The sequence below is a fragment of the Ruegeria sp. CDSA079 genome, assembly GCF_059612245.1.
This window is the reverse complement of record NZ_JBXWQF010000015.1, coordinates 39,813-52,828: the sequence shown is the minus strand read 5'-3', so window position 1 is coordinate 52,828 and position 13,016 is coordinate 39,813. Positions and strand designations below refer to the sequence as shown.

Genomic DNA, 13,016 nt, shown 5'->3' with positions numbered 1-13,016 from the left:
TTTATCCGAAGTTTGCCAAAGCCGGGAAGGTTTCCAGCAACCACCAGCTGAACCGGGTAAAGAGGCCGGTGATCAGCATGATCCCCACAAACAACAGCAAGCCGCCCATAACCTTTTCGATTGTACCCATAAAGGGCTTGATGCGGTTCATCACGGTCATCGAGCGGTTCAGGAACATTGCGGCCAGCAGGAATGGAATGCCAAGCCCTGCCGCATAGACACCCAGCAATACTGTTCCCCGCGCAACAGACGCCTCATTCGCCGCCAGCGAGAGGATCGCGCCCAGTTGAGGGCCGATGCAGGGCGTCCAGCCGAAAGCAAACGCCAAACCCAGGATATACGCACCAAAGACAGAACCGCCGGATTCGCCGGTGTCGATCCGCGCCTCACGGTCCAGAAAAGGGATGCGGAAAACGTTCAGGAAATGCAGGCCAAACACGATCACCACAGCGCCGGAAAGCTTGGCGAAAAGCACCTGATTTTGCAGAACAAACACCCCAAAGGCCGACGCGGTGAAGCCCAAAAGCAGAAAGACAGTCGACAGTCCCATCACAAAGAACAAAGCCGACAGGGTTGCCTTGCGCCGCGCGCGGGCCTCGTCCTGCATCTCGTTAATTGTGACACCGCTCATATACGCCAAATAGGGTGGCACGATGGGCAGCACGCAAGGCGACAGAAAGCTGATCAAACCACCCAAGAGGGCGACGAACATGGCGGGCAGCAGTCCCGCGTCTATGATTTCAATTCCGAACATGTCTCTGCACATAAGTGATGATTGGCGATCCGTCACGGGGCCATTCGGTCACATCCTCGTGGTTGGAATCTGGACAATATTTCAACTTGGCCCTATCCCGATTTGCATGACCGAGATTACAGAAACGCTGGACGCTCTGGGGCTGTTGTGCCCTCTGCCCGTTCTCAAAGCCCGTAAACGGCTGAAATCCATGCCCGCAGGGGCCGTCCTGCGCGTGCTGGCCGATGATCCGGCCGCTATCGTCGATGTTCCGCATTTTTGCGCTGAGGTCGGGCATACGCTGTTGTCACAAGATATTGATGGGGCACATCAGGTGTATCTGATCCAAAAATCTGTCTGAATAAACCTGCGCTTACGAAAAAGGCGGGCCCATCGGCCCGCCTTTTCTTTAGTTGCCCAGCGACCACCACCCGCGTCGCTTCGGCTTGGCAGGGCCAGGTTCCGGTTCTTCCGCCACAGTTTCCAAAACGGGTTCGGGCGTCTTTTCCTCAGGGGCTTCTGCGGCAGGCTCGACATCATCTGAGCTGGAGTCTTCCGCCGCTTCCGTTGCAAGTTCTTCCACAACAGCAGAAGTTTCTTCGGCTGGTGAATCCTCAACGGTGGCCTCTTCGGCAATCGCGGGTGCCTCAGGCGTGGTTTCAACGGTCACAGCTTCCGCTTTAAAACCCTCGCCAAGGTCTTCAGCAACTTCTGGTGTTTCGACCTGTGGGCTCTCAACAACCTCATCTGCCGCAGGCGTATCCATAACGACCTCAGCTTCGGCAACTGCCGTTTCAACCTGTTCGGCCGTTTCTTCCGCGACTACGTCTTTTTTCCGACGACGCGGCGCGCGTTTGCGCTTGGGCTTGGCGGGTTTTTCTTCGTCAGCAACTTCTTCTTCGGTAACTTCTTCATCGACAACCTCAGCCCCACCCTCTTCATCGGCTTTGTCTATCGACGTGCTTTCCTGCGTCTCGGCGTCAGTACCATCGCTGGATTGCTCTGTCGCGTCACCATTGACCCCGCCCTTCTTGCGCCGACGCCGGCGGCGTTTGCGCTTGGGTTTAGTTTCTTCCTCGGTCTGAGCAATTTCGTCTTCGACCTCTTCCTCGTCGGACGAATCCACCAAATCCATCAATGAGGCATCGACGGATACAACAGGTGCTGTGGCTTCAGGTACGATTCGGCTGGCGGTCTTGAATTTCTCCATCGAGAAATCAGGGCTGACCAAATGAATATCGCCTTCGATCCGCACTGACAGACCATAGCGCGCTTCTATCTGCGCAATGTGCTCCCGCTTCTGGTTCATAAGGAAGTTGGCGATGCTGACCGGGCAGCGCACCAGAACCTCACGCGAGCGACGGCGGGTGCCTTCCTCTTCGATCTGACGCAGAATCGACAGGGCCATATTGTCGTCCGAGCGGATCAGACCGGTTCCATGACAGGCCGGGCATGGCTGCGTGGTGGCCTCGATCATACCGGGGCGCAGACGCTGACGGCTCATCTCCAACAGACCAAAGCCCGAAATCCGGCCCACTTGAATGCGCGCACGGTCGGTTTTCAGCTTGTCCTTCAGACGTTTTTCGACTGCCGCATTGTTCTTGCGCTCGTCCATATCGATGAAATCGATAACAATCAGACCAGCCAAATCCCGCAGACGCAACTGACGCGCCACTTCTTCGGCGGCCTCCAGGTTGGTTTTCAGCGCGGTTTCCTCGATCGAGCCTTCCTTGGTTGCTCGACCTGAGTTCACGTCGATCGCCACCAGAGCCTCAGTGACACCGATCACGATATAACCGCCGGATCTCAGCTGAACTGTCGGGTTGAACATGCCCGCCAGATAGCTTTCCACCTGATAGCGCGCAAACAGAGGCAGCGCATCTTCATACCGTTTCACGTTCTTGGCGTGGGACGGCATGATCATTTTCATGAAGTCTTTGGCGATGCGATAGCCGCCCTCACCTTCGACCAGAACTTCGTCGATTTCGCGGTTATAAAGATCCCGGATCGACCGTTTGATCAGGTCGCCTTCCTCATAGATCTTTGCAGGCGCAATCGACTCCAGCGTCAGCGCGCGGATCTGTTCCCACAACCGTTGCAGATATTCATAATCGCGCTTGATTTCGGATTTTGTTCGCTTGGCCCCTGCCGTTCGGATGATCAAACCCGCCCCGGTCGGCACATCAATGTCCGAGGCAATTTCTTTCAGTTTCTTGCGGTCGGGTGCATTGGTAATCTTGCGGCTGATGCCGCCGCCACGTGCGGTGTTCGGCATCAATACGCAATACCGACCCGCAAGCGACAGATAGGTTGTCAGTGCAGCACCCTTGTTGCCGCGTTCTTCCTTGACGACCTGCACCAGCAGAACCTGACGTACTTTGATGACTTCCTGGATCTTGTAGCGACGCGGGCGTGGTTTGCGAGGCGGACGGATGTCTTCGCTGTCATCCTCGTCGGCCACCGATTCAATCGAATCGTCCTTCGAAGACGCATCGGCCCCCTTGCTTTCAGCACCTTCACCATTCGCGTCCTGGTCGACCTCGGACTCCGAAGGGTTTTCGTCCAAGGCGTCGGCGTCGCCAGCGGCAGACTTTTCAGCCTCTACCACATTCGCCTCGTCCGAAGGTTCGCTGAGTGCATCTGCAACGTTTTCAGATGCCTCATCAGAGGTTTCACCGGCATCTTCAACAGCTTCACGCGCATCGTCGCTGGTTGCTTCGACCGCATCAGGCGCGTCATCGCCCTCGACAACAGTCGCCTGCTCAGCGTCTTCAGAACCAGCTTCCGATAGGGTTGCATCATTGGCTTCCGGCTCTTCCACCGGCGTATCAGCCACAATCTCCATGGGTGAGGTCCCCTCAGGCACCTCTGCATCTGTTTCTTCGCCGTCGGCCAGATCGATGGTTTCCATACCGGTCGGCTCGGCTGAAACCTCCATCGTTTCAACCGGATCGTCCGACTTCACATCAGCGGCCTTGGATCGCGTCCGGGACCGCCGCTTTTTGGGCTTGGCTTCTTCAGCTTCGTCACGCGCCTTCATAGCCTCGGCATAGGCGCGCTCTTCTTCCATCAGCGCCTCACGGTCGGCGACGGGGATCTGATAATAATCCGGATGAATTTCCGAAAACGCGAGGAAACCGTGACGGTTCCCACCGTAGTCGACAAATGCCGCCTGAAGCGACGGCTCAACCCGTGTTACTTTTGCAAGATAGATGTTGCCAGCAAGCTGGCGTTTGTTTTCGGATTCAAAGTCGAACTCCTCGACCTTATTTCCGTCAACCACCACAACGCGAGTTTCCTCCGCGTGGGTGGCATCGATAAGCATTTTCTTAGCCATGTTTCCTTGGTGCACCGCGCCAAACGCGTTGTCCTTACCTGTCCAGGCGGACAGGCGCTTTTGGGGAGGTGTCTTGTCAGGGCGATATCAGACGGCGCGCGGCAGGGTCTGGCGCTGTGGCCCCCTGCCCGTTCTCTCAATCGTTGCGCGCGCGTCATCGCGGTTCTTCTCCGACAGGCGCGGGTCGCTGCCTGCCCATTTATTCCTTTCACCCAGATCTCCTGGGCTCAGGTATTCTACTGCCCCTATCGGGGCACAATCGGTCTGCTGAACCGTGAGGGGTTGATCCTCATCAACGGATCAGCAGCGAAACTCAAAGATTCGGGGCTTATGGGCGTCGAATTCGCCCGGCCCGTCCGGATACAATAAAAGCAACCCTGTGGAAAAGACAATGGGCAAACTGCATTCCGTCAGTCTTCCCGCGCGACGGATCCCCTTCATCTGGCCAAAAATATCTCGGGGGAGTCGCCATTGGCAATGGGGGCAGAGCCCCCAACCGCAAAGCTTACAGATAGTCCGAACGCTGGAGGCCATATTTGGCCATTTTTTCATTCAGCGTCCGGCGCGGCAGGCACAGCTCATCCATAACGGATGCAATCGAGCCCTTGTGACGCCGCATCGTGTTGTCGATCAGCATCCGTTCGAACGCCTCGACATATTCTTTTAACGGCTTACCCTCGGTGGTCATCACCGGCTGCATTTCTTCATGATCTGACATCAACAGCGACGCAATTGTGCCCGACCCGCGGCGCGACTGCAGCACGGCACGCTCGGCAATATTGATCAGTTGACGTACGTTGCCCGGCCACGGGGCTTGCAACAATTGCGCTGCCTCCTGCGCACTGACCTGAGGCGCGTCACACCCGTATTCCTCGGCAAATTGCTCGCTGAGACGGGTGAACAGGGTCAGGATATCCTCCCCGCGCTGGCGCAGAGGCGGCATGGTAATACGCAACGCGGCCAATCGATAAAACAGATCCGGGCGCAGAACATCCTCGGATGTTTTGCCCGCTTCCTGCAGGTTCGAAATCGCAACAATCCGCGTTTCCGCAGGGGTGCCCTGCTCGTTCATCACGCTCAACAGCTTGGCCTGCAACGTATCGCTCAGTGCCTCGACGTCTTCCAGCACCAGCGTGCCACCGCGCGCTTCTTCGATGGCGGGCAGTTGCGCATCTTCTGGCATCATCGGACCAAACAGACGCTTGGCCAAGGCGTCTTCTTCAAGTGCCGCACAGGAAACAAGGACAAACTTCTTGCCGGCACGGCTGCCCACCGCGTGCAGCGCATGAGCCACCAGGGTTTTACCGGTTCCGGTTTCACCGTCGATCAGCACATGGCCATCAGCTTGCCCAAGATCCAGAATATCTTCGCGCAGCCGCTCCATCACCGGGCTGGCACCGATCAGCTTGTTCATGATCTGCGTCCCGCCGGACAGTTCGCGCCTAAGCGCACGGTTGTCCAAAGTCAGGCGGCGTGCATTGCTGGCGCGTTTGGCCAATTCGGACATGCGGTCTGGATTGAAAGGTTTTTCAAGGAAATCAAACGCACCAACGCGCATCGCCTCGACCGCCATAGGAACATCGCCGTGACCGGTGATCATGATCACAGGCAAGGTGCTGTCAGCCCCCATCAGCTTTTTCAAAAGCTGAATGCCATCCATCCCCGGCATTTTGATGTCCGAGATCACGATCCCTGGATAATCCGGCCCCAGAACCTTGAGCGCATCTTCCGCGCTGGCAAAGGTCTCGGTGTCATATCCGGACAAAGCTAGCCATTGGCTGATAGACTGGCGCATGTCCTGTTCGTCATCCACAATGGCAATTTTCATGGCCTGTGCCATAGTCATTCCTCGTTATTCCGCGGCCTCAAGGCCGTCGCTTCCCAGTGCTGGCAACTGCATTTCAAACACCGCGCCACCGTATTGGCCGTTGCGCGCAGTCAGCCGTCCCCCATGGTCGTTCACGATCCCCGACGAGATAGCAAGCCCCAGACCGACCCCGTCACCGGGTTGTTTGGTGGTATAAAACGGTTCGAACAGGTTCTCGATATCCTCGATACCGTGACCGTTGTCACGTACGGTCAGAACCGCCATATCGCCCGCCGCCAGGATGATTTCCACATCCGGCTCTGCCACTGATTTGGTGGCATCCAACGCATTCCGCAAGAGGTTGACCATCACTTGCTCGATCCGCATCCGGTCCCCCATGGCCATCACGGGTTCTTCGGGAAGTATTTGAGTGATCTTCACATGGCGTTGACGCAGCTGCGGTTCCATCATCGACAAGGCCGAGGCCAGCGCTTCGCCAAGGTTTACTGGCGAAAGCGCATCCGCCCCCTTGCGTGCATAAGACTTGAGCTGACGCGTGATCGCCCCCATCCGTTCGATGAGACCATCGATGCGTCCAAAGCTGGCAAGTGCCTCTTCCGGACGGTTACGCCGCAACAACAGACGCGCCCCGGCGAGATAGGTTTTCATTGCAGCCAGAGGTTGATTAAGCTCGTGACTGACTGCTGCGGACATCTCGCCCAAGGCGGCAAGTTTCGAGCTTTGCGCGAGGGTCTGTTCCGCCAAATCCAGCGTCTTTTCAACCCGTTCCCGCTCAGCAATTTCTCGCTGTAGCCGCGCGTTCAATGCGCGAAGCTCTGCCGACTCGCGCTGAAACAGCGCCATGCGCAAGGTGGCCCGGCGACTGAGCGCATAAAACGTCAGCGCCAGAAGAATCGCAAAGCCCATGATTTCCAGCGCTAGAACGCTGTTCACCTTTTCGCGGATCGAGGCAAAGGTGGTGAACGACGTCATTTGCCAACCCCGGAACGGAATACGCGTTTCCAACCGCATGACCGCCTCGCCCTGCAGGTAGGCATCCGGCGGCAAAGCGGTCCAATCGGTTGTGGCCCTTATAGCGCGCTGAATCGCGCCCTGCGGCGGCTGGCGCAGCATCGCCGTGCTTTCTTCCAACCCACGCCAACGGGGCTCGGTGGACAGGATGATCGTTCCGGTGCTGTCCGTGACCATCACCGCGTCCGAGATACCAGCCCAGGCGCGTTCGAATTTCTGCAGATCGACCTCAACAACGATGACGCCCAGAATTTCCGATCCACTTTCCAGTCGCCGGGAATAAACAAAGCTGTATCCGCCGGATTCCTTGGGAATGACCGAAAAGATCGTCGCATTGGACCGGATCGCATCCACAAAATAAGCCGTATTTCTATGCCCTTCGCCCAGCTTGTTGCGATCTGTTGCAGCGACGGTTCGCCCATCACTGTCCAAGAGCATCAGTGACGCCGCGCCAATTTCTTCAACGAAGGAAATCAGGCGCTGCGTCGACAGTGTATAATCACTGGATTGCAGCGCTGATATGAGGGTCGGGTCCCGCGCCAGCAACTGCGGCACGATCGAGTTTCGACGCAGCTCACTCAGCAGGTTGCCGGAATACAGGGCCAGTCGCAGCTCGGCTCGATTTCGGGTGGATTCCGTGAATCTGTCGGTTAGCAGACGGTTGGTGATCCAGACTGTCGCGATAGTCGCGACAAGCAGAACAAGCACAGCAAAACGCAAACGCCAGCCCAGCGGGGCGCCGCGAAGCGGTTTCAACATATCTGACCAGGCTGATCGCACGTCCGAGTTCATGTCCAAACGTTACGCGCGGGCGCGCATGACCTCAAGTCACGCGACTTCAAACACACCTGACAATGCGCGGAACAGCGCCACCCCGTCGGTGCCGCCATGACCTTCGTCAGCGGCCCGCTCGGGGTGAGGCATCATCCCCAACACACGACGGTTTTCCGACAGAATACCTGCAATGTCACCGACCGAACCGTTCGGATTCTCGGCATAGGTGAATGCGATCCGGTCCTGATCTTTCAGCGCCGACAGCGTTTCGTCATCCGCAAAGAAGTTGCCATCGTGATGCGCAATCGGGATACCGATCACGTCACCCGCATTATAGCCCCCAGTAAACACGCTATCGCTGGTTTCGACCTTCAGGCCCACGGTTTTGCAGATGTATTTTAGCCCTGCATTGCGCAACAGCGCGCCCGGCAGGATGCCGGTTTCGGTCAAAACCTGAAACCCGTTGCAAATGCCCACCGCATATCCACCGCGTTCGGTATGCTCGACGACCGCCTTGCAGATCGGCGATTGCGCGGCAATTGCGCCGCAGCGCAGATAGTCACCATAAGAAAAACCACCCGGAACGCCCACGATATCAACACCTTCGGGCAGTGCCGCGTCTTTGTGCCAGACCATATCGACATTGAAACCGGCCTGCTCGAAAGCGACGGCGAGGTCTCGGTCACAGTTGGATCCGGGGAATACGATTACGGCTGCGCGCATGGCGGGCCCTCCTACGAGACAAAATCAGTGACCACCGCAACACCCGGAGGGGTTGGATGATCAAAGGCGGCAAGCTCTTCGCTCACCTGGTTGAGAGATATTTTTCGTGTGACCAGCGGCGTCAGGTCGATCCCGCCCCCCGCGATCAACGACAAGAGTGAAGGATAGCGCCAGCTTGGCATCCCGCGCGTTCCAAAGACGGAAAGTTGACCGGAATACAGCACATCCATCGGCAACGCCATCTGGGTGTGATCCCCAGCAGGCATCCCGATTTGTACCATGCGCCCCATTTTGCGCAGAGACCGCATCGCGGACGCGGTCGTCACTTCGATACCCAGGGCTTCAATCGCCACATGCGCGCCGCCGCCGGTGATGTCTTTCACTGTCTGCGGAGCATCACAGGTGGCCGCGTTGACCACCGCATCCGCCCCCAAAGACGTGGCATAGCGCAGTTTGTCTTCCACAACATCGACAACAACAACCCGCGCGCCAAGCGCCTTGCCCAACAACAGGGTCGAGATCCCAACACCGCCGCCGCCAAAGACGGCGATCCATTCACCACCCTGAACGTGCGCCCGTCCGACCAAAGCTTGCCAGGCCGTCGTAACTCGGCACCCCAGGGCGGCTGCCACTTCGGGCGCGATGCTTTCGGGCAACGATGTAAGGTTTGCGTCCGCATGGGAAACAGCAATGTATTCCGCAAAAGCGCCATCACAGGTGAACCCGGGCACAATCTGGTCGCTGCAGATTGTCTGATGACCCTGGGAACAGTCCGTGCAATGTCCGCAGGCCAGAATGAAGGGTGCGATCACCTTGTCGCCAACACGCCAACGCGTGACGCGGGCGCCAACCGAGACAACTTCGCCACAATATTCGTGGCCGGGTGTGATCGGCAAAACAACGTCCGGGTCTGCGCCCCCCCACGCGTGCCAGTCGGACCGACACACACCACAGGCCAATACCCGCACCACAACACCGTCTTCGGCGGGTTCGGGATCCGGTACCGTCATAACTTCAAGCGGTTGACGATAGGTGATCAGACGCGCGGCCCGCATCAATTAGACCAGTTCGATCTCGTAGCGTTCGATGACTGTGTTGGCCAACAGCTTTTCGCACATCTTCGTGACATCCGCTTCGGTCGCACCGTCGGCCAGCTCAAGGTCGATCACTTTGCCCTGACGGACACCTTCGACCTGATCAAATCCCATTGCGCCCAATGCGTGCCGAACTGCTTCGCCCTGCGGGTCCAGCACCCCGTTTTTGAGCATCACGTGAACCCGTGCTTTCATCTTGGCAACTCCACCTGAGGGCCACATCCGGGCCATTTTCGTTGCGCGGGGGATAACGTGCCAAATGCTTTTGGACAACCCTGTTTGCTACGCAGTTTGACGCAGTGTGCGGCCTACCCTGCCTCCTTGGATAATCCCGGGTAATGCGCATCTATTGCATCGAATGTTCCGGTCAAAACCATCTCGACAGCGACGGCAACCAACAGAATCGCCATGATCCGGGTCAGTACGTTGATCATTGTCTCGCCCAAAAAGCGCGAGATCTGATCTGCAAACAAAAGCCCCACCCCCACGATTGCGCAGGCAATCAGGATCGCTGAACCCAGTGTCACGATTTCTGCCCCGTCCGACAGCTGGTGGGAAAAGACAACGGTGACGGCAATCGTGCCCGGCCCGATGGTCAGAGGAATGGCCAAGGGAACAACTGCGAAATTCAGTTTGCGTTCATGTCCGTCCGCCACCGCGGCCTGATCACCCGGAGGGCGGTCTTCGGCATTCAACATAGACATGCCAATTCCGAAAATGATGATGCCGCCGGCTATTCGAAAGGACGAGACGTCTATGCCGAAAATCCCAAGCACTTCTTCGCCGATCACAACGGCAATCAAGGCGATAACGGTAACCGAAATCATCACGACGATCGCAACGTGGCGGCGTTCAGCCGCCGAACAGTTCTTGGTCATGCTCAGAAAGATCGGGATGTTGTAGAGCGGATTGAAGATCGCAAGCACGGCTGCCAGAAACTTCAGAAATATCGTCTGATCAAACAGTTCAGCCATTCGAAAACCATCCTTATCGCGCCCTTCACGGCTGCACGAGGCAAACATGCTCAGGAAACGAGGAGCTGTCAAATTCAACAAGAACGAAAAAGCGCCGCTACTGAATGAGCGGCGCCTTTTTTAAACTCAGAGGCAAACTTGATCAGTTGATTAAAGTCGGTTTGGTCACGTTGTTACTGGGCAGAACACCCAGTCGCCGCGCGACCTCGGAATACGCATCGGTCAGGCTGCCCAGATCACGACGGAACACGTCTTTGTCCAGTTTCTGGCCAGTTTCGATATCCCACAAACGGCAGCTGTCGGGGCTGATTTCATCAGCAACGATCAGGCGCTGATAATCACCTTCGAACACGCGTCCGATCTCAATCTTGAAGTCAACCAGTCGGATACCCACCGCCAGCATGACACCGCTCATGAAATCGTTCACACGCAGCGCCAGGCTGAGAATATCTTCCATGTCCTGCTGGCTGGCCCAGCCAAAAGCAGCGATGTGCTCTTCCGTGACAAGCGGATCACCCAGAGAGTCGTCTTTGTAGCAATACTCGACAATCGGACGTGGCAGTTGGGTACCTTCGGCAATACCCAGACGTTTCGACATCGATCCGGCGGCATAGTTGCGCACGATCACTTCCAGTGGCACGATTTCACAGTTGCGAACAAGTTGCTCACGCATGTTCAAGCGGCGGATGAAGTGGTTCGGGATGCCAATCTGGGTCAGGCCGGTCATGAAGAACTCGGACAGGCGATTGTTCAGCACGCCCTTGCCGTCAATCACATCCTTCTTTTCCGCGTTAAACGCGGTTGCGTCATCCTTGAAATACTGCACGATGGTGCCCGGTTCTGGGCCTTCATACAAAATCTTGGCTTTGCCTTCGTAGATTTTCTTGCGACGCGCCATAAGCGACCTTTCCGATCAGAGCAGAGGGATTGAGTCCCCTCTCGTTAGGCGTCCTCATAGTGCAAGCCCCCTTTTCCCGCAAGTTCATGTGCCCGAGAGGGTTTGACGCAGCGCAAATACCTTGCGCACCGGACATCGTATGGTCATATCATCAGGAAAGAAGATGTAACCCAAGAGGTCCTCACCCAATGACCACGTTCGACGAACGCGAAAACGCATTTGAAGCCAAATTTGCCCATGATGAAGAAATGCAGTTCAAGGCGCAGGCCCGCTGCAACAAACTGCTGGGCTTGTGGGCCGCAGAAAAGCTGGGCAAATCAGGTCAAGAAGCCGAAGAATACGCCAAAACCGTTGTAGTCGCTGATTTCGAAGAAGCCGGGCACGAAGACGTAATACGCAAGGTCGCCGGTGATCTGGGTAATCTGTCATCGGCCGAAGAAATTCGCGCCAAGATGGCTGAGATTCTGCCTGAAGCCAAAGCTCAGGTCATGAGTGAATCCGACTAAAGCACTCCTAGACGACTCATGATCTTCATGAGTTTTATGAATTTGATTTGACGCCCCGGTCATGTGAGATGGGGCGCCTCTATTTTTAACGGCGACTTGCACCTTTTCCTGGATTGACCCAATGACAAATGCTCTGAGCAAACTTCTGGACACCAATGACGCAATTCTGGCGGATGGTGCGACCGGGACCAACCTGTTTAACATGGGCCTGCAATCTGGCGACGCCCCCGAACTTTGGAACGTTGACGCACCCGAAAAGATCAAAGCCCTGTATCAAGGTTCGGTAGATGCGGGCAGCGACCTGTTCCTGACCAACACGTTTGGCGGCACGTCGGCGCGGCTCAAGCTGCATGACGCCCAAAACCGTGTGGGCGAACTGAACCGCATCGGTGCAGAACTGGGGCGCGAAGTCGCCGACAAGGCCGGGCGCCCCGTTGTGGTCGCTGGATCCGTTGGCCCGACCGGCGAGATCATGAAACCTGTGGGAAGCCTGTCACATTCCGAGGCCGTGGAAATGTTCCACGAACAAGCTGCCGCACTGAAAGAAGGCGGTGTGGATGTTCTCTGGGTTGAGACCATAAGCGCACCCGAAGAATTCCGCGCAGCAGCCGAAGCCTTTGCCCTGGTTGACATGCCCTGGTGTGGCACAATGAGCTTTGACACCGCTGGGCGCACGATGATGGGCGTGACCTCGGCCGATCTGGCGCAACTGGTTGAGACACTGGCCAACCCGCCCATCGCCTTTGGCGCAAACTGCGGAACCGGCGCGTCGGATATTCTGCGCACTGTTCTGGGCTTTGCCGCGCAGGGCACTGAGCGCCCTTTGATTTCAAAGGGCAATGCGGGCATTCCTAAATATGTGGATGGTCACATCCATTATGACGGCACACCCGCGTTGATGGGCCAATATGCGGCGATGGCACGCGATGCCGGTGCCACAATCATTGGCGGGTGCTGCGGTACCATGCCCGATCACCTGCGCAGTATGCGCGAAGCGCTGGATACCACGTCGCGTGGCGAACGTCCGACCCTGGACCAGATCACCGATGCGTTGGGGCCGTTCACGTCGGCCTCTGACGGAACAGGCGACGATGCCACACCCGAGCGCCGCACGCGCCGCCGTCGCCGCGCCTAAAAC

Annotated in this window: 12 protein-coding genes; 3 read left to right on the top strand and 9 right to left on the bottom strand. The window is 57.1% G+C overall.

Annotated elements, in window-relative coordinates; all coding sequences use genetic code 11:
• Nucleotide 1: 1 nt before the first annotated feature.
• Complete coding sequence (locus tag AC2FJZ_RS15520) at nt 2-754, bottom strand: cytochrome c biogenesis CcdA family protein (RefSeq protein WP_496778746.1); 753 nt, start codon at nt 752-754, stop codon at nt 2-4.
• Between the two features lie 106 nt (nt 755-860).
• Between AC2FJZ_RS15520 and AC2FJZ_RS15515 the strand changes: the two genes are divergently transcribed.
• On the top strand, nt 861-1,094 hold the full coding sequence (locus AC2FJZ_RS15515; protein ID WP_496778744.1) for a sulfurtransferase TusA family protein: 234 nt from the start codon (nt 861-863) through the stop codon (nt 1,092-1,094).
• A gap of 48 nt (nt 1,095-1,142) precedes the next feature.
• Here AC2FJZ_RS15515 and AC2FJZ_RS15510 read toward each other — a convergent pair whose 3' ends face one another.
• The 8 genes from AC2FJZ_RS15510 to purC all read right to left on the bottom strand — a co-directional run bounded on the left by AC2FJZ_RS15510 (nt 1,143) and on the right by purC (nt 11,372).
• Complete coding sequence (locus tag AC2FJZ_RS15510; protein ID WP_496778742.1) at nt 1,143-4,070, bottom strand: Rne/Rng family ribonuclease; 2,928 nt, start codon at nt 4,068-4,070, stop codon at nt 1,143-1,145.
• A gap of 505 nt (nt 4,071-4,575) precedes the next feature.
• Entirely contained in the window at nt 4,576-5,910 is a 1,335-nt protein-coding gene (locus AC2FJZ_RS15505; protein ID WP_050603452.1) for a sigma-54-dependent transcriptional regulator, read from the bottom strand.
• Between the two features lie 12 nt (nt 5,911-5,922).
• Entirely contained in the window at nt 5,923-7,668 is a 1,746-nt protein-coding gene (locus tag AC2FJZ_RS15500) for a sensor histidine kinase (RefSeq protein ID WP_050603661.1), read from the bottom strand.
• A 69-nt stretch (nt 7,669-7,737) separates the two neighbouring features.
• Nucleotides 7,738-8,406 (bottom strand): phosphoribosylformylglycinamidine synthase subunit PurQ, encoded by a 669-nt coding sequence (gene purQ / locus AC2FJZ_RS15495; protein ID WP_496778740.1) that lies wholly within the window; start codon nt 8,404-8,406, stop codon nt 7,738-7,740.
• An 11-nt stretch (nt 8,407-8,417) separates the two neighbouring features.
• Nucleotides 8,418-9,461, bottom strand: coding sequence for a zinc-dependent alcohol dehydrogenase family protein (locus AC2FJZ_RS15490; RefSeq protein ID WP_496778738.1), 1,044 nt, complete (start codon nt 9,459-9,461; stop codon nt 8,418-8,420).
• 3 nt (nt 9,462-9,464) lie between these two features.
• A complete protein-coding gene (gene purS / locus AC2FJZ_RS15485; protein ID WP_050603662.1) occupies nt 9,465-9,695 on the bottom strand; it encodes a phosphoribosylformylglycinamidine synthase subunit PurS in 231 nt (76 codons plus the stop codon).
• Nucleotides 9,696-9,808: 113 nt separating this feature from the next.
• A complete protein-coding gene (locus AC2FJZ_RS15480; RefSeq protein WP_496671331.1) occupies nt 9,809-10,474 on the bottom strand; it encodes a MarC family protein in 666 nt (221 codons plus the stop codon).
• A 142-nt stretch (nt 10,475-10,616) separates the two neighbouring features.
• Nucleotides 10,617-11,372 carry a phosphoribosylaminoimidazolesuccinocarboxamide synthase gene (gene purC, locus AC2FJZ_RS15475; protein WP_496671334.1) on the bottom strand — a complete coding sequence of 252 codons (756 nt, stop codon included), beginning with the start codon at nt 11,370-11,372 and terminating at the stop codon, nt 10,617-10,619.
• Nucleotides 11,373-11,560: 188 nt separating this feature from the next.
• Here purC and AC2FJZ_RS15470 point away from each other — a divergent pair, with 188 nt between their 5' ends.
• Nucleotides 11,561-11,878, top strand: a complete 318-nt coding sequence (locus tag AC2FJZ_RS15470) for a DUF1476 domain-containing protein (protein WP_050603457.1) — start codon at nt 11,561-11,563, stop codon at nt 11,876-11,878.
• 121 nt (nt 11,879-11,999) lie between these two features.
• Complete coding sequence (gene bmt, locus AC2FJZ_RS15465; protein ID WP_496778736.1) at nt 12,000-13,013, top strand: betaine--homocysteine S-methyltransferase; 1,014 nt, start codon at nt 12,000-12,002, stop codon at nt 13,011-13,013.
• Nucleotides 13,014-13,016: the final 3 nt, after the last annotated feature.